The sequence below is a fragment of the Salinivibrio sp. IB643 genome, assembly GCF_001996105.1.
In the GTDB taxonomy this organism is placed as follows: domain Bacteria; phylum Pseudomonadota; class Gammaproteobacteria; order Enterobacterales; family Vibrionaceae; genus Salinivibrio; species Salinivibrio costicola.
Genome location: NZ_MUFF01000007.1, coordinates 53885 through 75275, shown reverse-complemented (window position 1 = coordinate 75275; position 21391 = coordinate 53885). Strand labels below are relative to the sequence as shown.

Below are 21391 nucleotides of genomic sequence, written 5' to 3'. Positions count from 1 at the left end.
CGCCTCCTTATTCCTTGGCACTGGCGGTGACATCAAACAGCGTATAGGCCAGCGTTAAATGGTTAATGTCATCCGGCAGCTCAGGATCCACATAAAACACCAGGGGCAACGCCGCGTCCTCGCCACGTGGCAATGGCTGCCGGTTAAAACAAAAGCATTCAATCTTGTTAAAGTATTGCGCGGCTATCCCCGGTGAGACCGAGGGTACGGCTTGACCAATGGTGTCATAGCGTGCGTTATTGGTTGCGAGATAATTAATCGTGTGAGTCGCACCAGGGTGCACTTGCATCTGGTTGACTTGGGGCTCAAATGTCCAACGCATCCCCGGATTGATGTAGGCAATAAATTCAATGGTCACCAAGCGATCTTGGTTAATGCCAGCACTGGATGCGGCCGCCTCGGTATCCGTTTTGCCATTAATGCCCGTCACGTCGCAAAACACGTCGTAGAGCGGAACTAAGGCAAAGGCAAAACCAAACATACCCACGGCGAGCAACAGTAGACGACGAGCGGAGCGCGTTGATTTAGTGACCATGGCGCGCTTCCTCCAGATCCGGCGGTGTCTCAAAGGTGTGGTAAGGCGCGGGCGATGGCACGGTCCACTCCAGACCTTCGGCCCCTTCCCAAGGTTTAGCGGCAGCAGGCTCGCCACCACGCGCGCATTTAATGACGACGGCTAAAAAGATGAGTTGCGACAGACCAAAGGCAAAGCCACCAATGCTGACAATGGCGTTCACGTCGGCAAACTGCAGGGCATAATCGGGGATCCGGCGTGGCATGCCTGCGAGGCCGAGAAAATGCATCGGAAAAAAGAGAATATTGACGGAAATCACTGAGCACCAAAAATGCCACTGTGCCAAGGTTTCATTAAACATATGCCCAGTCCATTTAGGCAGCCAGTAATAGGCGGCTGCCATGATCGAGAACACCGCCCCTGAGACTAAAACATAGTGAAAGTGCGCCACCACAAAGTAGGTGTCGTGGTACTGAAAATCAGCCGGTGTGATCGCCAACATTAGCCCAGAAAACCCGCCAATGGTAAATAAGACGATAAATGCAATCGCAAACAGCATTGGCACTTCAAACGTTAGCGAGCCTCGCCACATGGTCGCCACCCAGTTAAACACTTTGACCCCAGTCGGCACCGAGATCAGCATGGTACAGAACATGAAAAACAGCTCGGCAAACACCGGCATTCCGGTAGTGAACATATGATGTGCCCATACCAGAAAGCTTAATCCTGCAATCGAGGCGGTGGCATACACCATGGAGCTGTAACCAAATAGCCGTTTGCGTGAGAACGCCGGCACGATGGCCGAGATAATGCCAAAACTGGGCAAAATCATGATGTAAACTTCTGGGTGACCAAAGAACCAGAAAATGTGCTGGAACAAAACCGGATCACCGCCCCCCGCCGCATCAAAAAAGCTGGTGCCAAAGTATTTATCGGTCAACACCATGGTCGCTGCTCCCGCTAATACCGGCATCACCGCAATCAGCAAAAAGGCGGTTATCAGCCAGGTCCAGACAAACAGCGGCATTTTCATATAGGTCATGCCAGGCGCGCGCATATTGATAATTGTCACAATCACATTGATCGCCCCCATAATGGAGCTGATCCCCATAATATGTAGGGCAAACACAAATAAGCCGGTGCTATCGGGGCTATAGGTAGTCGACAGTGGCGCGTAGAAGGTCCAGCCAAAGTTGGGGCCGCCACCTTCCATAAATAACGAGCCGATCAACAATAGAAACGCAAACGGCAGAATCCAAAAGCTCCAGTTATTCATCCGTGGTAGCGCCATATCCGGCGCCCCTATCATCATCGGCACCATCCAGTTAGCAAGCCCAGTAAAGGCAGGCATGACCGCGCCAAACACCATAATCAAACCATGAACCGTGGTCATTTGATTAAAAAAATTGGGCGCTATCAGTTGCAGGCCGGGCTGGAATAATTCCGCACGGATCACCATTGCCATCGCCCCACCCAGCAAAAACATGGTGAAGCTGAAAATCAGATACATGGAGCCGATGTCTTTGTGGTTAGTGGTCAGCACCCAGCGCATGATGCCGCGCGGTTTATGGTGGTGGTCGTCATGAACGGATTCTGGCGTTGTATCTGTCATAGTGCGCTCCTAAAGCTCTTCGCCCGACATCACCGCGTTAACCTGAGCGGCTTGTACCGTCTCGCCGGTGTCATTGCCCCACGCATTGCGCTCGTACGTTACCACCGCTGCTAACTCTTTGAGTGACAATTGCGGTCCAAACGCTTGCATGGCAGTGCCGGCTTTGCCGTTGACGACAATATCGATATGATCGACCAATCGATTTGGTTGCGTCGCAATCTCAGCATCCGCTAACGCGGGGAATACGCCAGGCATGCCTTGCCCTTCACTTTGATGGCACATGCCGCAGCGGCTGTCATACACTTGTTTGCCCAGCGCCATCAGTTCATCCATCGGCATTTCCATCCCCAATAAGCGTTGCTCTTCTTCGCGAGCTTGTTGCTGAGTGAGTGCGGTTTTTTGCACCCAAGCATCAAATTCTTCTTGCGGCTTGGCGATCACCACAATTGGCATAAAACCGTGGTCTTTACCGCACAGCTCGGCACACTGCCCACGATAAATGCCGGGTTTGTCGATTTTGGTCCAAGCCTCATTGATAAACCCAGGGTTGGCATCCTTTTTCACCGCGAAGGCCGGTACCCACCAAGAATGAATCACATCTTGCGACGTGATCAAAAAGCGCACCTTGCGTCCCACCGGTAACACCAAGGGTTGGTCGACTTCTAACAAATAGTTATCGCGTTTTTGTCTTTCGTTGCGGATCTGTTCAGGGCTAGAGGCAAGCAAGGAGAAAAAAGCAACATCGTGATCAAAGTAGCGGTAATGCCACTTCCATTGTGAGCCAGTCACTTGAACGGTTAAATCAGGCTTGGTGGTATCTTCCATATCGAGTAAGACTTGGGTGGCGGGGATCGCCATACCCACCAAAATGAGAAACGGTACGAGCGTCCACGCAATTTCTACCTTGGTACTTTCATGAAACGAAGCAGGCTTGGCGCCTTTGGATTTACGATGGCGGATAATGGCCCAAAACATTACGCCGAACACCAATACCCCTATCGCCACGCAAATATAGAAAATCGTCATATGCAGGTCATACACCTGCTGACTGATGGCCGTGACCCCTTGAGTCAGGTTCCACCCTTCACGTTCGGCAGCCTGCACTTGCCCAGGCAGCAAAGCCATTCCCGATGCCAGTATTGGTTTATGGTAGCTCGACACGGCCCCCTCCTGCCCGCAGGCATGAATGCATTGCACCTTTGTTTAAACCCACGCAGCTTAAGCAAAGGTTAAGGAAACAACGCGATACATACGATCACAAAAGTTAACGTTTTGTTTACATTCAATTTAGGAGATGTTTGCCCAAAGGACAAAAAATAGACAAAGAAAGATCGTGAGGCTAAGCACAGACTGGAAAGCGAAAGGCGGCACCCGCGCCGCGCTAGATCTCAATATGCAACACCATCGGGGTAAAACGCAGGCGATAACGCGGCATCGCCGCCAGTGCGCGCTGCCAAAAACGCCACCTTGGGCAGGGTTTATCAAGTGGGGAGTGTTCTTCAACCCGACAGGCCCAGGGCAAGGCTTGAATGATCGCCATACGCGGATCGGCAAAACCATGTTGATAAGATTCACACCCCAGTTTCTGGCCGATCCGGCTATGGCACTTATCCCCCGCTAAGACTAAACAGGCCTCAACTTGCGGAAAATAGCGACTAATATGCTGGCAAAATGCAGAAATTTCTTGGTTGGTGCACTCAAGTAAGGCTTGATCGCAAATTAACATGGTCGGATGACCCGCAGGGACCGCCAGTTGCGCCAGCCAATCAAGCTGTTTGACCGACCCTTGCACCATCCGGAAACGCTCACTGGTGTGGAATAAACGCTCTCGCCATAACAAGGTTTCGTCAACATCGACTTCTAACCAACGACAACGGCCGTTATCCAGTCGATAAAAGCGGGTATCTAACCCACCACCAACATTAATGATCCATGCCGTGGGATGCTGAGCAAGAAACTGTTTAACAATGGCATCACACTGGCTAGTGAGCGTGGCATAAAGAAGCTGGGTTTGATCGAGATTGTGCCAATCACATTCGGGCTGCATGACACACCCTTGGCATGCGGCGGCCGCCATGGGGTCATAGATCACGCCATTGTCAGTCAGGCTCTCACGACTGCGCAGCCACATAGGCTTAAATAGCTTACTGGGAACAGAATGCTGTTGCGTACGCACGGACACCTCCACACACGATAATCAAGGATGATAATAATTATCGTTTAAATACAGAGAAATGCAAAGATGTTTTTTTAACCGCATTCCATTGGCGGACATCAATGTCCGCCAACATGAGAAATCACATCCAATCGGTATTGCGAATCACACCAACAGCAACACCTTCAATCGTCAGTGATTGTGCAGTTAAATCCACCGAGATCGGCATAAATTCATCGTTTTCAGCATGAAGAACAACATTCGACCCTTTCTTCTCTAGCCGTTTGACGGTGACATCGTCATCCACTCGCGCGACGACCACTTGGCCATTATGTACATCTTGTGTTTTGTGCACCGCCAGTAAGTCACCGTCGAGAATACCGATATCTTTCATGCTCATGCCGCTAACTCGCAGTAAAAAGTCGGCACTTGGCTTAAACAAGGCTGGATCGACCTGATAGAGGCTCTCAACATGCTCTTGTGCCAAGATGGGCTCACCCGCCGCGACACGGCCAATTAAAGGCAAGCCTTGGTCATCAGGCGTCACCACTTCTTCTTCGCTAATTAAGCGAATACCGCGTGATGCCCCGGGAATAATCTCGAGTACGCCTTTGCGCGCCAACGCTTTCAAATGCTCTTCGGCAGCGTTCGCGGAGCGAAACCCCAGCTGACGGGCGATTTCGGCACGTGTTGGGGGCATCCCTGTGTCTTCAATATGGGTTTTAATCAGCTCGAAGATTTGTTGCTGTCTCGCGGTTAACGGCTTCATGCTCTTACCTGTCTTTTTATACAGTTAACTGTGAGTATATCCAGTAACATACGGCTTGAAAAGGACTAATTATAGACACGAGAAGCGGATCTCATTGTCGATAGCCGATTCAAATGCGCACAATCTCGCGTCAATTCTCTGCCTTTGGTTGCAAGTTCGCAGCCATTTTCTGCTATCCTTGGCGCGCATTTTGAATTTGAGGCACTGACAATCATGGCGCTCTGGCAAAAGATTTATTACAAGCTATTGAATTTGCCGCTTTCTGCCTGGGTAAAAACCCAATGTATCCCCTCTGAACCGGTCGAGCAGCTAAACCTGTCTCTCGCACGTCCTATTGTGTACGTGTTGCCGTTTCAGTCTCATTCGGATTTATTAACGCTACGGCGAACCTGTTTACGTCAAGGATTACCGGATCCATTAAAGCCCCTCATTATTGGCGATACCACACTGCCGCGCTATGTCTTTATTAGTCACGGTCGTAAGGTCTTTTCCGCGGATCAAGACTTGCCCAAACGCTCCTTAGCGCATTTTCAAGATCTGCTGCGCTTACATCGTCAAGATAGTGAATTGGATATCCAGCTGGTTCCCGCTTCCGTGTTGTGGCAACGCGATCCGGGTAACGAAACACAACGCCACCAAGCAACGCTGCACGCAATGAATGGGCCAGAAAAATTCTGGACCATCCTTACGCGTGGCCGTGATGGCATGGTGCGGTTAAGCCAAGCGGTATCCTTGCGCTATATGGCGGATAAACACGGCACCGATCAGGCGATCGCCCATAAACTGGCGCGAGTGGCAATGATCCACTTTTCGCGGCAAAAACTCGCGGCTTCAGGCCCACGCTTACCTAATCGTGCTTTGCTCTTCAAACGCCTACTGGCGTCAAAGGCCATCGACAAAGTCGTCCACGATGAAGCACAAAGCCGTGATGTGTCAGTTGAAAAAGTTCGTAAAGAAGCCGTCGACATGATGGAAGAGATTGCGGCAAACTTTTCGTATCGTTTGATTCGATACAGCGACCGCATTCTAACCTGGCTTTGGAATAAACTGTATCAAGGCCTTCATGTTAACAATGCCGAACGGGTTCGCCAGCTGGCGCAAGATGGTCACGAGATTGTCTATGTGCCTTGCCATCGCTCGCACATGGATTACTTGCTGCTCTCTTACGTACTGTATAAAGAAGGCTTAGTGCCGCCGCATATTGCCGCGGGCGTCAACCTCAACTTCTTCCCTGCCGGGCCGCTCTTCCGTCGCGGTGGCGCCTTTTTTATTCGCCGCAGTTTTAAAGGCAATCGCTTATATTCCACCGTTTTTCGTGAATACTTGGCCGAGTTGTTTGCCCGCGGTTATTCGGTCGAATATTTCGCTGAAGGCGGGCGCTCGCGCACTGGTCGCTTACTGTCGGCCAAAACGGGGATGTTATCGATGACCTTGCAAGCCATGCTGCGCGGGCAACAGCGCCCTATTACCTTGGTGCCTGTCTATATCGGCTACGAGCACGTAATGGAGGTCAACACCTACGCCAAAGAACTCCAAGGCCAACGCAAAGAGAAAGAAAGCTTTGGCCAGGTGCTCGGGATCGTGCGTAAGTTGCGCAATTATGGCCTTGGCTATGTCAACTTCGGTGAGCCGATTGCGCTCAATCAACACCTCAATGAGAAAGTGCCAGATTGGCATGATTATATTGATCCAATGGAGCCTCAAAAGCCGGCTTGGATGAACCCAGTGGTGAGTGAGTTAGCGACCAAGGTCATGACCCATATCAACGATGCTGCCGCGACCAATGCGCTGAACCTCTGTGCGACCGCGCTGCTCGCCTCGCGCCAACGAGCCCTGAGCAGAGAAGCCTTAGAAGCACAGCTTGCGGTCTATCAAGGCCTACTGACTCAGGCCCCATATTCCACCAGTAGCAGTGTCCCACAAGCCTCGCCGGTAGAATTGGTCGAGCATGCGTTGTCGTTAAATAAACTGGTGGTCGAGAAAGACACCATGGGTGAAGTCATTTCGCTTGATCGCCAGCAAGCCATCTTAATGACTTACTATCGCAATAATGTGATCCACCTAGTGGCACTGCCATCACTGATTGCACAAATCCTGGTAACCCACCAAACCATCAGTCAATCCGGCTTGCGGGCTTGTGTGCAGCAGTTGTATCCCTTGCTCAAAGCAGAACTCTTTATGAGCTTTGATGATGCCGGACTCGACAGCTACTTTGATGCACTCTTACATGCCATGCATGCGCAGTCCTTGTTGTGCTGTGAGGGCGACAAAGTCACCATGAATAATGCCAAGCTCGGCGAGCTACAATTACTCGGCCGTACCATTGCCGAAACCCTGCAGCGCTATGCCATTACCTTGACCTTGTTCACCCATCAGCCACACATTGATAAGCGCGATTTGGAAAAACACAGCCAAATGTTAGCGCAACGACTCAGCCGTTTACATGGTATCAATGCGCCTGAGTTTTTCGATAAACAGGTCTTTACCATCTTTATCGATACCCTGCGCGAGCAAGGCTATTTAGACGATGATGCCAAAGCCAATGCTGAGCGCATCCAGGCCTTAAATGACTTTGTCTGTGGTTTGATCTCACCAGAAGTGCAATTAACCATTCAAGCCGTGCTAAATCAGCCGCTGAATGAAAGCCAGCCTGATGATAGCTAACAGGGTACCGTCAGCTTGTAGTGCCCATACGCTCTTGATTACCATAAGATGTTGANCAGTTAGATACTTAAAAAAAGGCGCTTCATTGAGAAGCGCCTTTTTAGTGTCTCGTTGTTGATGATAAGAGCGACAACATTAACCGTAAATACCGGCCAAAACACCAATGAATACCACTAAACCGACATAGTTATTGTTTAAAAAAGCCTGAAAACATGCCATGCGTTCCCGTTCACGGGCAAGATAGTGTTGATAAACAAATAGCGCAAAGGCCGCTAATAGGCTCCATTGGTAACCGGCCGCCAGCTCTAGCCATTGCCCGGCGAGCATCAATAGCGCAAGCGTCAATAACTGCAATACACCAACCGCGGCTTTATCCCAACGTCCGAACAAGATAGCGGTCGATTTAATCCCAATCTTTAGATCATCATCGCGGTCCACCATGGCGTACAAGGTGTCGTAAGCAATAGTCCAGCAAATATTGGCCATAAATAGCAGCCAAATCACCGGAGGGAGTGCCCCTTGTGCCGCGGCAAACGCCATCGGGATCGCCCAGCTGAACGCCAGCCCCAACACCAGCTGGGGAAGATGGGTATAGCGCTTCATAAACGGGTAAATAAACGCCAGCGCCACCCCAACAAACGAGAGCTGAATGGTGAGCGTATTTTGGGTTAATACCAATAAAAATGCGCCTAACACTAGCGCAATAAAGAAACCCAGCGCTTCTTTCTCGCCGATCCGCCCTGAGGGCAAAGGGCGCGCTTTGGTGCGTTTGACGTGACCATCAAAGTGGCGATCCGCATAATCGTTAATCACGCAGCCGGCAGCACGCATCATATACACCCCGAGCACAAAGACGACCAGGGTCAGCAACGCCGGCATGCCATCGGCGGCTAAAAATAACGCCCATAATGTTGGCCAGAGTAATAATAAGGTACCAATGGGACGGTCTAAACGTGCAAGCTGGCCATAAGCAGCCAATTTCGTGCTCATGCGGGCGCCTCCTTGCCATATAAGGGAGAGTGAGGCAAAAAGAGTTCGGCCACTAACATGGGTCGATTATGGAGCCAAAGACGTGAGCGACGGGCATAAAGCTGGTGTGACAAGCAAGAGACATGCGCGGTTTCAATCGCATCGCGGCGAGAGGCCCGCTGTTTAAACACATGCTGACCCAGTGGTTCGGTCCCCAGCGCGTGTAAGTGGCCACCCTGTCCCTCTAAGGTGGAAGCCGGCATTAGCGTTCGCGCACAGAGCCAAGCTTGTCCGTCACCTTTGAGGACGACTTCCCGTACCACACAGGCCTCTGGGCCAATCAAAGCGGTTTCATGATCGGTCAATTTGTCCGGCGTCAGTTGATAGACCTGGAGCACGTCGACATCGAAATCCTGACAGTGGCGTTTGAGTCGCGCCGTCATGGAGTGAGATTCTAACAACCAGCTGCCTTCTGCGGTGCGCTTTAACGCCGCAATATCGGGTCGCTCCCAGCGTGCCTGTTGCAGCGCCTCTAGATAGGTATGATTTAAGTCTGACATTATTTCCTGTGCCACATCGCGCAAAATTCGCCTGTCCGTCCCCCTATGAGGCGGACAATGTTGCTATACTCGGCAGGTAATTGTATCAGGCTGACCGTGATTGGAGAATGCGCACGGCCTACTCCTATCACATCATCAACCGAATTTTTGGGTAGCTATGAGTAAACGACAACCCCTATTGATGGTACTGCTGAGCCTGTTGTTATGGGTCAGTACCGCCGTCCAGGCACAAGAAGAAGGCAGTAACGGCAACCAAGCAAAGTACAGTTACTTTTCCTTAGAGCCTGAAATTACCACCAATTATGTCACCGAGGGCCCACGGCTCGGTTTTATCAAGGTGAAAGTTGAATTGATGGTCGATGATCCTAAGTGGGTCAGCGAGCTGGAATACCACTCTCCGCTGATCCGCGATGTCATCATAGAAACCTTGGCGCAACAGACCGCGAGCAAAATTAAATCGCTGTCGGGACGCGAAGCGATTCGCAAAGCATGCCTAGAAAAGGTCAACGCGCTTCTTCTTGCCGAAACCAATCGCAGAATGCTGGCCGACCTTTTATTTACCAAGTACCTCTATCAGTAATCACCCAACTGACGGCATATCCTCAGAGACGGCATGGCTGATCACCTCTAGGTGGCTGCCTTGTGCCGCTAACATCTCCTGAATTTGCGCGGGCGGAGTGGCATCGGTAAAGACCATATCCAGTTGGGTAATATTGCCCAAGTTCACCATCGCATTACGACCAAATTTAGTGTGGTCAGCGGCCAACATCACACAGCGGCTATTGTCTAAAATGGCTTTTTTAACCCGCACCTCATGATAGTCAAAGTCCAGTAATGACCCATCATCGTCAATACCACTGATCCCCAAGATGCCAAAGTCGAGTCGAAACTGAGAGACAAAATCGAGCGTGGCCTCTCCCACAATGCCACCATCACGATTGCGTACCTCACCACCGGCAATAATCACCGTAAAATCCTGTTTCGGCATTAAGATCGCCGCCGCATTGAGGTTATTGGTGACTACCCGTAAGTTATGATGATCCAGCAATGCGCGCGCCACCGCCTCTGGGGTGGTCCCAATATCAATAAATAACGTTGCGCCGTCGGGAATGTGCTGCACCAGCGCCTGAGCGATGGTGTCTTTTTCCTGTTGTTGCAATACTTTGCGGGTCGCATACGCGGTGTTTTCAGAGCTGGAGGGCACGGTGGCACCACCGTGATGGCGGCGAATTTGATTTTCTGCTGCCAACTCATTGAGATCACGTCGAATCGTTTGTGGGCTGACATTGAAGCGCTCAACCAAGTCTTCCGTGCTCACGTATCCTTGTGATTTAACCAGATCAATGATTTGCTGATGACGTTTGTTTTGCTTCACTGCATCTCCCCTTACAAAAAAAGCCCCCGCGATCACGAGGGCTTCCTAGTTTACGCATAGCCACTAGGCGATGCCAAGACAGATCATTTAGGCAGCGTGCACAGCCGCGTCACGGCGCACACGATGCTCTCCCGCCCACGCGAGGCACAAGAAGAAGATGGCCAAGCCACAGCCACCGGTGAGCAGCATAAAGCCACCGTCCCAGCCAAAGTGATCCACGGTATAACCCAGAGCAATGTTCGCGACAACCGCGCCACCTAGGTAACCAAATAGTCCGGTCAGTCCTGCCGCGGTACCCGCCGCTTTTTTCGGTGCCAGCTCCAAGGCATACAGACCAATGAGCATCACGGGGCCATAAATTAAGAAGCCAATCGCAACCAGTGCCACCATATCAATGCCTGGGTTGCCGGCGGGGTTAAACCAATACACCAACACAGCGATCGTCACCAGCACCATAAATAGCACCCCGGCTGGCGCACGTGCTCCTTTAAAGAACTTATCGGACATCCAACCGCACAACAGTGTGCCTGGGATACCGGCCCATTCATATAAGAAGTAGGCCCAAGACGATTTATCCACAGTAAAGCCTTTGGCTTCATCCAGGTAAACCGGCGCCCAATCGAGCACGCCATAGCGAATCAAGTAAACAAAGGCATTGGCAATCGCGATATACCACAACAGACGGTTTTTCATCACATAAGTGATAAAGATGTCTTTGGCAGACATTTCTTTTTCAAATGCTTCTTCGTCATAGTTATCCGGATAATCGTCTTTGTACTCTTCAATCGGCGGCAAGCCACACGATTGTGGGGTATCTCGCAAGGTAAACCAGATAAAGACAGCGACCAACGCAGCAAAGAATGCCGGCACATAGAAAGAAGCGCGCCAGTCGTCGTTAAACAGCCATAAACCCAGTAAGAACAAAGGACCAATCAGTCCGCCACCAATGTTATGGGCAACGTTCCAGACGGAGACTAGCTCACCACGCTCTTTCCGTGACCACCAGTGCACCATGGTGCGTCCACAAGCCGGCCAGCCCATACCTTGCACCCAGCCATTGATAAACAGCAGCACAAACATGATGGCAATACTGCTTGTCGTCCATGGCAAAAAGCCAAAGCTGAACATCACCAGTGATGACATTAACAGACCGGCACTTAAGAAATATCTTGGGTTTGAGCGATCAGACACGCTGCCCATGAGGAACTTGGACAAACCATAAGCGATGGATACCGCCGCCAATGCGACACCTAGATCGCCGCGACTAAAGCCATATTCATCAATCAGAAACGGCATCGCCAAGCTAAAGTTTTTACGCACCAGATAATAACCGGCATAGCCGATAAAAATACCAAAAAATAATTGCCAGCGCAGTCGGGTATAAGTGTCACCGATCTGTGACTCTGGCAATCTTTGCCGGTGAGCTGCCGGCCGAAAGATTCCAAACATGGGAGGGTCCTCAGTAAGATGTACGCGATGGATTAATTAAAAAGATAAAAATCAAACAAGTGAGCAACTAAAATTTCGATTTCGCTCAACAAATGGAATAATTACTCAAAATGAAAACCAAAACCGTGAAAGCGAACATAAAAACATAGATCTGACGCAATAAATGCGTGATTTAGAACAAAAAAAGAGCAATTCATTGCTCTTTTTTTAGGGCACAGTGGTATCTGTCGATGAACGAGGGGTTAGCGGATAGTCAAGCGTGGCGTTTTGCGTCCCATAAACCCAGGACACAACCGATGATTAAGCCAAATAAATGCGCCATATTGGCGATGTTCATGCCCATAGGCTGGAAAAATCCAATCACCAGCCATGCCAGCATAAAGATCACATAGGGTTTTTCGATGGTTAATCCACGCTCGGGAGCCAACCAAGTTAGCCACCATAAATAACCCAATAGCGCATAAACCACGCCGGAAAGCCCACCAAAATACGGGCCGTCTAACCAATATTGGCCTAAGCCTGMGAAAAGTGCGGCAAAGAGAAAGATCTGCACCAGCTTACTGCTACTATCGAGACGCTCAATTCGACCTCCAAGTACCCACCACCACAACAAATTAAAGATGATGTGTAAGGCAGAAAAATGCAGCAGCGCATGGCTGAATAAACGCCATAATTGCCATTGTTGGCTGCTGTCTGCAGGAAACAGCAGACGACGCACCACCACATCAAAGCCGCCGAGGGTCATCAGCGTAAACAAAGCCACACAGATAAACATGATACTCAAGGTAACCGGGCCAGATTTCTCTTTGACCGTTTGCCATAATCGGGCTGAGGGGTAGTGAAAGCGTGCTTGGCGCGTCTCGGCAACTTGCCAAGACGCCGCTTGATAACGACTATGTGTTGGATCGTCAATAAAACGTTCAAGCTCGTTGTCGACCCATGCTTTATCGTCGTCATTAATCAACCAAACCGCAACGTGTGCGTCTGGCTCTGGCGCGAGCTCAAGGCTAACATCATGCGCAGCCGCGTAATCGATAAAAGCTTGTGCCAAGCGCGCATTGGGCAATACCGCGATTTTTTGCATGGGCTGTCCTATTTTATATCGATCCCTGATGCGGTCGGCAGTGACTGTCGATGCCAGGCTTCAAATCCACCATCGACACTATAAACCACATCGAAACCTTGATTGATCAAATACTGTGCCGCCCCTTGGCTACTGATCCCGTGATAACACATCACCAAGACGGGTTGATCAAAATCGACCTGATCCATAAACGCCACCAGCGTGTCGTTGGTGAGGTGATAGGCCTCTTGAGGATGCGCGACCTGAAAGGTTTGAGGATCACGAATATCCACTAATACTGCATTTTGCTGATCATCGTTCAGCATTTCCCACGCATCGGTCACAGAGATATGTGCGAACTGATCCATACCTTATACCTCTCCACTCACAAAGTTATTCCCAGCTGATGTTACACGAGGATCGCGTGCGCCTCGAGATGAACCCGCATTGTACCTGAGTTTGTCTCACCCCGCCTGCCTAGCAATACTCGCTTTGTTTGATTTTTGATCGTTTGTGGACAAAGGTGTGAATTGCGTTGATAAGCGATGATCGCATCTGAGGATCCACTACATATAGTAGTGATCCAGGATAAGCTGTGTATAACTTGCTATCGCGATGAGTACCGCCTGGTTTTCAGGCATAAAAAACCGGCCAACGGGCCGGTTTTTCTTCACGAAACCAATACAAGGATCAGGAGGCGCTATAGCGCATCGCCAATGGCTTGCTTTAATTTCTTCATCGCATTTTTTTCTAGTTGCCGCACACGCTCTGCGGAGACTTGATAATGCGTTGCCAAGTCTTGCAACGTTGCCTTATTGTCCTCTAACCAACGAGCACGAACAATATGCTGACTACGTTCATCCAAGCCTGATAACGCATTCGCCAAGCGACGATTAGCGTGCGCCTCCCAGTTTTCTGCCTCTAGAGACTCGGCAATATCTGAGCTTTTGTCCTCTAGGTAGTAAACCGGCGCCATTGGGCCATTTTCACGCTCATCGTCTGCCGATGCGGGCGCTTCAAAGGTCGGATCTTGTGCCGCTAAACGGGCCTCCATCTCACGAACTTCTGACGCCTCAACGCCAAGTTGCTGCGCGACCATATTCACTTCGTCGTTATTAAACCAACCCAAGCGCTTCTTATTTTTACGTAAGTTGAAAAACAGCTTACGTTGCGCTTTGGTCGTTGCCACTTTAACGATACGCCAGTTACGTAATACGTACTCGTGAATTTCGGCTTTGATCCAATGAACGGCAAATGACACCAGACGTACGCCAACTTCAGGGTTGAAACGTTTGACCGCCTTCATTAAGCCAATGTTGCCTTCTTGAACCAAATCCGCGATGGGTAAGCCGTATCCGGTGTATCCACGGGCGATGTGAACAACAAAACGCAAGTGAGATAAGATCAGCGACTTCGCCGCCTCCAAATCACCATGATAATGGAGACGCTCGGCCAGCGAATGCTCCTCTTCCGCGCTGAGCATAGGGTGGCTGTTAACCGCTTGCAGATAACCATCGATGTTACCTTGTACAATCGGTGCCAATGCGTTCATCTCTTTTGTCATTCAAACCTCGTTTCCGAATCATCGAAGACCGAATTGCTATTAAGCATGCAAAAATATACCCAAGCGGGGGAAAACTGCAAGCCCTGATGCCTCTCTCGTTGTTCTATGACCGTATTATCCCTATACAGGTTCAATCTCTTTTAAGTGACGGCGCGTCGCCAGCAAGGCAGCGCCTACGCCAAGCAAAACGGATCCCATCAATAATAGCAAAGACTCATCCCAACTCAGTCCGCTGAGGGTAAAGGGCTTGTCATATAGCTGTGCAAATTGGTGGACGGCACCATCCATCAGCCACGTATTCATGGCAGTGAGAATCCAGGCCACGACTGCGGCTAAGCTCCCCAGCCAAGCCCCCATATATAAATAGGGACGCAGAATAAAACTGTCCGTTGCGCCCACCATTTTCATCACCTGGATCCGGGGTTGATGATGCAGGACCTGTAAGCGCAGCGTATTGCCGACCAGCAAAACAACAGCCGCCAGCATTAAAATAGAAAATAACCACGCCATCGTCATCGCCAAGGTCTTTATGGCATCAAGACGCGCGAGCCAATCGGTATCGAGCCGCACTTCAGCGACCTCATCCCGTTGCCTTAATTGCTCTGCTAATCCACTCGCGCGATCCGACAGTGTCCGAGTGCTGTCACTGTCAGCGTCTCCCCTGGGAACCACCACGATCACGCTGGGAAGAGGATTGTCCTCCAATAAAGTGACCGCTTGATGAAAGCCACGCTGCTTTTTAAGCGCAGTCATGCCTTCAGACGGTGACACATAGGTGACGCTATCAACACCTGGCCACGTTTTCAGTGTGTCCGCCAGCGCCTGTCCCTGTTGCTTCGTTTGTGTCGGCGACAAGAAAACATTGATCTCTGCTGGGCTTTGCCACTGCGCACTTACCGCGACCACATTTTTAGCTAGCAAATAGAAGGTCGCCGGCAAAGACAAGGCAACGGCCAGCACCATCAGCGTAAGTAAATTACCCATCGGACGCTGAAAAAGATCACGCCAAGCCGTCAATGCGTGACGTTGCTGGGTCTGAATAAATGATTCAGCCATGCCCCACCTCCGCTAAGCTTCCGTGTTGAAGGTCAAAGCGCCGTAAATGGTTGTATTGTTCGAGCAGGCTGGTGTCATGCGTTGCCATCAAGATGGTCACCCCGACTTGATTGAATAAGCGGAATAATTCCATAATTTGCGCAGACAACGCCGCATCTAAATTTCCGGTCGGCTCATCAGCCAACAGCACTTGGGGACGATTGACCACCGCACGCGCAATCCCTACCCGCTGTTGCTCCCCACCGGACAGTTGTATGGGGTTACAACGCGCTTTATCAAGCAAACCAACTTTATCGAGCGCGGCTGAAACCCGCTTTTTGATTTCATTGTCTGACTGCTGCTCAATCCGTAAGGGCAAGGCGACATTTTCGAACACAGTCGCGTCCATCAGCAGTTTATGATCTTGAAAGATAATCCCTAAATGACGACGCAAAAAGGGAATATCTTGACGCGGGAGGCGCGATATATCGTGGCCGTTGAAATAAATATGTCCATCACTGGGACGTTCAATGCCACAAATTAGTTTCAACAAGGTGCTCTTCCCTGCGCCTGAATGACCCGTGAGCAGGGCCATGTCGCCTTTAGGCAATTCAAAATTAACCTTTTGTAAGGCCTGACGCCCCCCGCGATAGGCTTTGCTGACTTGCTGAAACTGGATCACGGTTATTCCTCCCGGCTAAACAGCGCCTCGATAAAGTCATTGGCGTTAAAGGTGCGTAAATCCTCAATGCCTTCACCGACACCAATATAGCGAATCGGAATATTAAATTGTTCAGCCACCGCAAAAATCACCCCGCCTTTTGCGGTGCCATCTAATTTAGTGAGGGTAATACCGGTGATCGGTGCTATCTCATTAAATAACTTAGCCTGACTGATCGCATTTTGCCCGGTGCCTGCATCAAGGGTAAGCATCACTTCGTGCGGGGCACCTACGTCTAGTTTTTGCATCACACGGACAATTTTGCGTAGCTCTTCCATCAAGTTGGCTTTGTTTTGCAAGCGTCCGGCGGTATCGGCAATCACCACATCGACATTTCGTGCTTTGGCCGCTTCAATCGCATCATAAAGCACAGACGCGCTATCAGCGCCGGTATGCTGGGCAATCACGGGCACGTGGTTACGCTCACCCCAAGCTTGCAGTTGTTCAACGGCGGCAGCACGGAAGGTGTCACCGGCGGCTAACATGACCGATTTGCCTTGATCCTGAAATTGGCGTGCCATTTTGCCGATCGTGGTCGTTTTACCCACGCCATTGACGCCAACCATCAAGATCACATAAGGCTTTTGATCCGTCAGCACCAAGGGTTGCTCAACGCTTTCCAGCATGTGCGCCATTTCTTGTTTGAGAATGCCGTACAGGGCTTCACCATCTTTGAGATCGCGACGGCTGGCCTTATCAGTGAGGTTATCAATGATTTTGGTCGTGGCTTCCATCCCTACATCAGAGATCAGCAACTGTTCCTCAAGCTCTTCAAATAGCTCTTCATCGATTTTCTTGGCTCTGGCTCTGGCTCTGGCTCTGGCTCTGGCTCTGGCTCTGGCTCTGGCTCTGGCTCTGGCTCTGGCTCTGGCTCTGGCTCTGGCTCTGGCTCTGGCTCTGGCTCTGGCAAGCTACCCGTGTTGATTTCGCCCTCAGGTGCAAGGCTTTCTTGTTGATTTTGTGAAGCAGTTTCAACAGACGTATCCGTCGACGTCACTGACGCCACCGTATCGTCCGCCACGTCTGGCGAATGCGTTGATGATTCTTGTTCTGGGTCCGGCTGTGCCTGGTCTTTTTTACGACCCAAGCCCAACCATGACATAAATCCACGTTTCTTTTTTTCTGCCATTGGCAAATCCTAAAGCATGCTTGATACAATCAGCGGCACAATACCGAATCGGCATAGTCTACCACCTTCTTAACGGTCAAAAAATCTATGGTTAAACGCGCCAACCGCAAACCCTCATCGCCTACCCCTTCTCGTGGGGTTGGGTCTGTCCGTATTATTGCTGGCCGCTGGCGTGGCCGTAAGCTTGCGGTACAAGACGCGCAAGGGCTCCGCCCCACCACTGACAGGGTGAAAGAAACCGTTTTTAACTGGCTCGCGCCTTATTTGCCAGAGGCTCGCTGCCTCGATATTTTCGCAGGAAGTGGCGGACTCGGCTTTGAAGCGCTCTCTCGTGGCGCAAGCTGGGTCCATTTTTGTGAGAAACATCCCGCGGCAGCCAAACAATTACGGGCTAATGTAGATCACCTTGGGGCGCAAAACGCACACATTGATTGCGGCGATGCGCTCGCCCTACTTGCCACCGCCCCCAAAGACGGTCCGTATGATATTGTGTTTGTCGATCCGCCTTTTCATCAAGGCCTACTCGAGGACACCTTAGCCACGTTAGACGCCAATCATTGGCTTGCGCCAAACGCCTGTGTTTATGTCGAAGCCGAGAGTGATTTAGAGGCTTGTCAGATCCCCGCGCATTGGCACTGTCACCGTGAAAAACGCGCAGGACAAGTCAACTACCGGTTATATTTTACTGAACCCGATCATTAAGCAAACAAGACCCGTGAGAGAAAAACTATGAAAGTGTTAATCGTATTGGCGAAAGCCGCCATCGCCTTTGTGTGGCTGGTGTTGATTGCCAATATTGTCCATCCTTTTCCTGGTGTCGCCGCCATGGCACTGTACATCATGACGGGCTTTTTGTTGGTCATGCACGGCTTACAAATGCTGATCTTTTTAGGGGCCTTTGGCGATAAAGTTGCCATGAGCCGCTGGGAGAAGTGGTCAATTCTGATTTTTGGGATCTTTGCGCTGCTCGATATTCGCCGTAAGTATATGATGTAACGCAATCACTCGCGACTATGCTGGCACTGCCAGCATAGTTCAAAGCTACCGGCATTCTCTTCTCCGCATGCTTGGCAAATCCAATGGGTGTGACTTTGGGCTTCGTATTCCTGTAGCAACGTCCGCGCCTGACTCACCTTTTCTGGCTCGACCCACAAGGTGACCCCCTGAACATCCGGGGGTAGCTCTCCCACCGCGGCACTCAATGTTTCGCCTTTTAACACACAATCAATCTGGTGGCTGACCAGTAACCCTTTTAGGCTGTGTGCTTCTAAGAGGTTCATCGCTTGATAGACTTGCTCCATGGTTATCCTCCTTGGGCGATCACCACCGAGGCGCTAATCAATGCTTGCGCCACAAAGTAACTCGACATCACCATCGCTTGTGCTGTACGGAACTCACCTTTAAAACGCGCAAAGGCAAGCACCGTATCTGAGAACATGAAGAATATTGCTCCCACTAACGCCATCCCTGCTGCGAGAGAATGGGTGTTCAACCAGTACTCGCCTGCGGCCCATACCATCTGTGTGATCACGGCAATGTAGATAGCAACCGGCAAGGCAAAACGCCCAAGGTCGGGAAGTAGCAAAAGAAAGACGATCACTCCAAGGCCTGAGAGCATGGCGGGTAACCACCACACCATGTGGCCGTCAAATTGCGCCCAGAACGCAAATATATAAACGAGATGTGCGAATAAAAAGCTGGTTAACCCATGGACAAATCTGTCTTTGGGTAGCATTAAAAAGACATCACCGACCACTGACAGTAATAGTGCAACGAATACCCATTGCGCATAATGGGAGACGCTAAGATGTGCACCAACAATGAGCATCAGCAGCACAATGGTCAGAGGTTTAAAAAGATAAAACTGCCAACGCGGGCCCCGGTAGGCTGCGGAGATATGCAGCAGTCCAGAACAACAGACAGCGAACCAGCTCCACATGATTATCATTCCTTTCACAAAAAAGGACGCCAAGTCTAGGCAGGTTAGCGAAGATGTCCAGTGTACCTTGATAAGAACAAGATCCAGTTTAAAAAAATCGTAACGTTAACGAGGTGGTGACAGTCGCGGCGAGTCGCTCGTTAGCCGCTCCATTGCGGCCAAACTTGCGCGTAAAAACCTATCGCCCCAGCGGTAAACAGCAGAATAAGAGCAGCAGCAAGGCGCCATATTAAGCGGTTGCTTCGCGGTACCAGTTCCGACTCACAATACTTGCTTACCGATATAAATTTACGCATATCATCGACTTGGTAACCGTCTTCATGCACCACTTTATTCCTAATGGTCGCCACGAAGCGCAGATTTTTGACCACCTCATGGGGAAGCCGTTTTTGACTGCTGTCGATAAGCTGGTGGAGCCCTTTCCCTTCCGCGTGGTAGTGCTGGCGCAGTAAGCTTTCTAGGCGCTTACTGTGCTTAATAACCACTGCTACATCATCCATGATCTCTCTCCTTGCTGGCTCACTGCCATCTTTCTAGTATGACGGTTTTTATGCCCTTTAGGGATTCGCGATTTCATGATTGGGATCTGACTCCGTATACATGCTTTCAATAACTTATGACTGCTTTTATCGCAAAAAGTGTCATCCACTAGGGAACCAGCCACGCGGTGATGCGCTGACGCTGTAATAATGCCGTTATCAACGCCGCGCCTGCAAACGCATAAATCGTCAGAGCCGGGATCCATAGCCACGATGGCGACAAGATCGGCCAGTATGCACGCACCGGCCAAAGGAAAATCGGATGAATCAAATAAATGCCGAGGCTATAACGACTTAGCGTGGCCACCCATGATGGTGTGGTTCGTCCCTGCCGCCACTGCCGAACCGCCAAAAAGACCGCGGCGCTGATCAGTACCGTGTTGATCGTCGTGTAAGATAACCAGCCTTCGGTGATATAACGCTGGTATTGGATACTGGTACCAAGCACATGGTATCCGGTCATTCCCACGGCGAGTAACCCTAAAACCCACCAAAGAGGCCGCGCGCGTGGGTAATAATGAAGCCAAAACCCCAGCCACAAATAACCGCCATAAAGAATAAAGTCATTCCGCCACCACCCCTGCGCGCCCGATAAATGCCAGGCGGTGACGCCCATCCACGCAAGCCCCACCGCCGCCACGCCCGGTGCCGATAAATGCGCGACAATGGGACGCAGTATCGGAATCCAAAGTAACAGCGGGATGTAATAGTAAAAAAACCCTAGGTGATAATAGGTCTCATGGTCGGGCGCAGCGTGTAATGTTTGCGCTACCGTCTGCCAAGAAAAGCCTTCAGCAGTGAGTCCAGATAAGCCCGCGAACAATAGCGACCAAAGCACAAAAGGCACCACCACTTTCATCACCCGACGCTGAATAAAGTGTCTAAGAGTGAACCGGTGCGAAGACGACAACAGCAACATCCCTGAAATCATAATAAATATAGGGACCACCCAGCGGCTGGCGCTATTGAGTCCGACCGCCACGCTCCAATCTGATAAAGCGATCTGACCAATTTCAGTGCGATACGGCCCCAAGACATGAATCGCGACCACAAATAATGCGGCCAACACGCGAAGTACATCGAGATACGCAATATGCCCTTGATGTTGCGCTGGTTGCATTTGTTAACACCTTTAACCATCTGAGTGAACAAGACGAACTTCATAATACACCAAATTGCCGTCAAAAGACGCTCATTCACGACAACTTACAGTTAAGTATGTCAATTTTTATACCAAAAACTAGCACATAGAACGGCTTATTACGTTAAAAGTTAGTATTTAATGTTGATATTTAGTTTAAAAAACAATTAACATCCGGCCTTCTTTCCCATTG

Annotated in this window: 22 protein-coding genes and 1 pseudogene; 4 read left to right on the top strand and 19 right to left on the bottom strand. The window is 50.4% G+C overall.

Annotation, left to right across the window (positions count from 1 at the left end; all coding sequences use genetic code 11):
* Positions 1-7: 7 nt before the first annotated feature.
* The 5 genes from BZG77_RS05325 to lexA form a co-directional block, all read right to left on the bottom strand.
* On the bottom strand, positions 8-535 hold the full coding sequence (locus BZG77_RS05325) for a cytochrome c oxidase assembly protein (protein ID WP_077646476.1): 528 nt from the start codon (positions 533-535) through the stop codon (positions 8-10).
* The gene (gene ctaD / locus BZG77_RS05320; RefSeq protein WP_077646475.1) at positions 525-2126 is read right to left on the bottom strand and encodes a cytochrome c oxidase subunit I; all 1602 of its coding nucleotides are present in this window, start codon (positions 2124-2126) and stop codon (positions 525-527) included. The genes BZG77_RS05325 and ctaD overlap by 11 nt, the downstream gene beginning before the upstream one ends.
* Before the next feature lie 9 nt (positions 2127-2135).
* Positions 2136-3251, bottom strand: a complete 1116-nt coding sequence (gene coxB / locus BZG77_RS05315; protein WP_077576375.1) for a cytochrome c oxidase subunit II — start codon at positions 3249-3251, stop codon at positions 2136-2138.
* Between the two features lie 256 nt (positions 3252-3507).
* Positions 3508-4302, bottom strand: a complete 795-nt coding sequence (locus BZG77_RS05310; RefSeq protein ID WP_025744362.1) for a class I SAM-dependent methyltransferase — start codon at positions 4300-4302, stop codon at positions 3508-3510.
* A 121-nt stretch (positions 4303-4423) separates the two neighbouring features.
* Entirely contained in the window at positions 4424-5050 is a 627-nt protein-coding gene (lexA, locus tag BZG77_RS05305) for a transcriptional repressor LexA (protein ID WP_025744361.1), read from the bottom strand.
* Between the two features lie 213 nt (positions 5051-5263).
* On the opposite strand from lexA, the gene plsB reads away from it, so the two are divergent.
* Positions 5264-7714 carry a glycerol-3-phosphate 1-O-acyltransferase PlsB gene (gene plsB, locus BZG77_RS05300; RefSeq protein WP_077646533.1) on the top strand — a complete coding sequence of 817 codons (2451 nt, stop codon included), beginning with the start codon at positions 5264-5266 and terminating at the stop codon, positions 7712-7714.
* 135 nt (positions 7715-7849) lie between these two features.
* On the opposite strand, the gene ubiA is transcribed toward plsB, so the two are convergent.
* Positions 7850-8704 carry a 4-hydroxybenzoate octaprenyltransferase gene (ubiA, locus tag BZG77_RS05295; RefSeq protein ID WP_077461468.1) on the bottom strand — a complete coding sequence of 285 codons (855 nt, stop codon included), beginning with the start codon at positions 8702-8704 and terminating at the stop codon, positions 7850-7852.
* The gene (locus tag BZG77_RS05290; protein ID WP_077576378.1) at positions 8701-9243 is read right to left on the bottom strand and encodes a chorismate lyase; all 543 of its coding nucleotides are present in this window, start codon (positions 9241-9243) and stop codon (positions 8701-8703) included. The genes ubiA and BZG77_RS05290 overlap by 4 nt, the downstream gene beginning before the upstream one ends.
* Before the next feature lie 157 nt (positions 9244-9400).
* Between BZG77_RS05290 and BZG77_RS05285 the strand changes: the two genes are divergently transcribed.
* Positions 9401-9823 (top strand): flagellar basal body-associated protein FliL, encoded by a 423-nt coding sequence (locus BZG77_RS05285; protein WP_077646474.1) that lies wholly within the window; start codon positions 9401-9403, stop codon positions 9821-9823.
* Here the strand turns inward: BZG77_RS05285 and BZG77_RS05280 are convergent, their stop codons facing one another.
* The 8 genes and pseudogenes from BZG77_RS05280 to ftsY form a co-directional block, all read right to left on the bottom strand.
* A complete protein-coding gene (locus tag BZG77_RS05280) occupies positions 9824-10618 on the bottom strand; it encodes a DeoR/GlpR family transcriptional regulator (protein WP_077646473.1) in 795 nt (264 codons plus the stop codon).
* An 87-nt stretch (positions 10619-10705) separates the two neighbouring features.
* Positions 10706-12067, bottom strand: coding sequence for a glycerol-3-phosphate transporter (gene glpT / locus BZG77_RS05275; RefSeq protein ID WP_077646472.1), 1362 nt, complete (start codon positions 12065-12067; stop codon positions 10706-10708).
* 253 nt (positions 12068-12320) lie between these two features.
* Entirely contained in the window at positions 12321-13151 is an 831-nt protein-coding gene (gene glpG / locus BZG77_RS05270; protein ID WP_077646471.1) for a rhomboid family intramembrane serine protease GlpG, read from the bottom strand.
* Positions 13152-13159: 8 nt separating this feature from the next.
* Positions 13160-13498 carry a thiosulfate sulfurtransferase GlpE gene (glpE, locus tag BZG77_RS05265; protein ID WP_077646470.1) on the bottom strand — a complete coding sequence of 113 codons (339 nt, stop codon included), beginning with the start codon at positions 13496-13498 and terminating at the stop codon, positions 13160-13162.
* Positions 13499-13830: 332 nt separating this feature from the next.
* Entirely contained in the window at positions 13831-14682 is an 852-nt protein-coding gene (rpoH, locus tag BZG77_RS05260; RefSeq protein ID WP_443216233.1) for an RNA polymerase sigma factor RpoH, read from the bottom strand.
* A 132-nt stretch (positions 14683-14814) separates the two neighbouring features.
* Entirely contained in the window at positions 14815-15750 is a 936-nt protein-coding gene (ftsX, locus tag BZG77_RS05255) for a permease-like cell division protein FtsX (RefSeq protein WP_077646468.1), read from the bottom strand.
* Positions 15743-16411 carry a cell division ATP-binding protein FtsE gene (gene ftsE / locus BZG77_RS05250; protein WP_077646467.1) on the bottom strand — a complete coding sequence of 223 codons (669 nt, stop codon included), beginning with the start codon at positions 16409-16411 and terminating at the stop codon, positions 15743-15745. Before ftsE ends, ftsX begins: the two co-directional genes overlap by 8 nt.
* 2 nt (positions 16412-16413) lie before the next feature.
* Positions 16414-17579, bottom strand: a pseudogene (gene ftsY, locus BZG77_RS05245) (signal recognition particle-docking protein FtsY).
* Between the two features lie 87 nt (positions 17580-17666).
* On the opposite strand from ftsY, the gene rsmD reads away from it, so the two are divergent.
* Entirely contained in the window at positions 17667-18281 is a 615-nt protein-coding gene (gene rsmD / locus BZG77_RS05240; protein WP_077646466.1) for a 16S rRNA (guanine(966)-N(2))-methyltransferase RsmD, read from the top strand.
* A 27-nt stretch (positions 18282-18308) separates the two neighbouring features.
* Entirely contained in the window at positions 18309-18575 is a 267-nt protein-coding gene (locus BZG77_RS05235) for a DUF1145 domain-containing protein (protein WP_077646465.1), read from the top strand.
* A 5-nt stretch (positions 18576-18580) separates the two neighbouring features.
* On the opposite strand, the gene BZG77_RS05230 is transcribed toward BZG77_RS05235, so the two are convergent.
* The 4 genes from BZG77_RS05230 to BZG77_RS05215 form a co-directional block, all read right to left on the bottom strand.
* Positions 18581-18880 (bottom strand): putative signal transducing protein, encoded by a 300-nt coding sequence (locus BZG77_RS05230; RefSeq protein WP_077646464.1) that lies wholly within the window; start codon positions 18878-18880, stop codon positions 18581-18583.
* A gap of 2 nt (positions 18881-18882) precedes the next feature.
* Positions 18883-19518, bottom strand: coding sequence for a lysoplasmalogenase (locus BZG77_RS05225; RefSeq protein ID WP_077646463.1), 636 nt, complete (start codon positions 19516-19518; stop codon positions 18883-18885).
* 140 nt (positions 19519-19658) lie between these two features.
* Positions 19659-20018, bottom strand: coding sequence for a DUF4145 domain-containing protein (locus tag BZG77_RS05220; RefSeq protein WP_077646462.1), 360 nt, complete (start codon positions 20016-20018; stop codon positions 19659-19661).
* A 148-nt stretch (positions 20019-20166) separates the two neighbouring features.
* Entirely contained in the window at positions 20167-21177 is a 1011-nt protein-coding gene (locus tag BZG77_RS05215; protein WP_077646461.1) for an acyltransferase, read from the bottom strand.
* Positions 21178-21391: the final 214 nt, after the last annotated feature.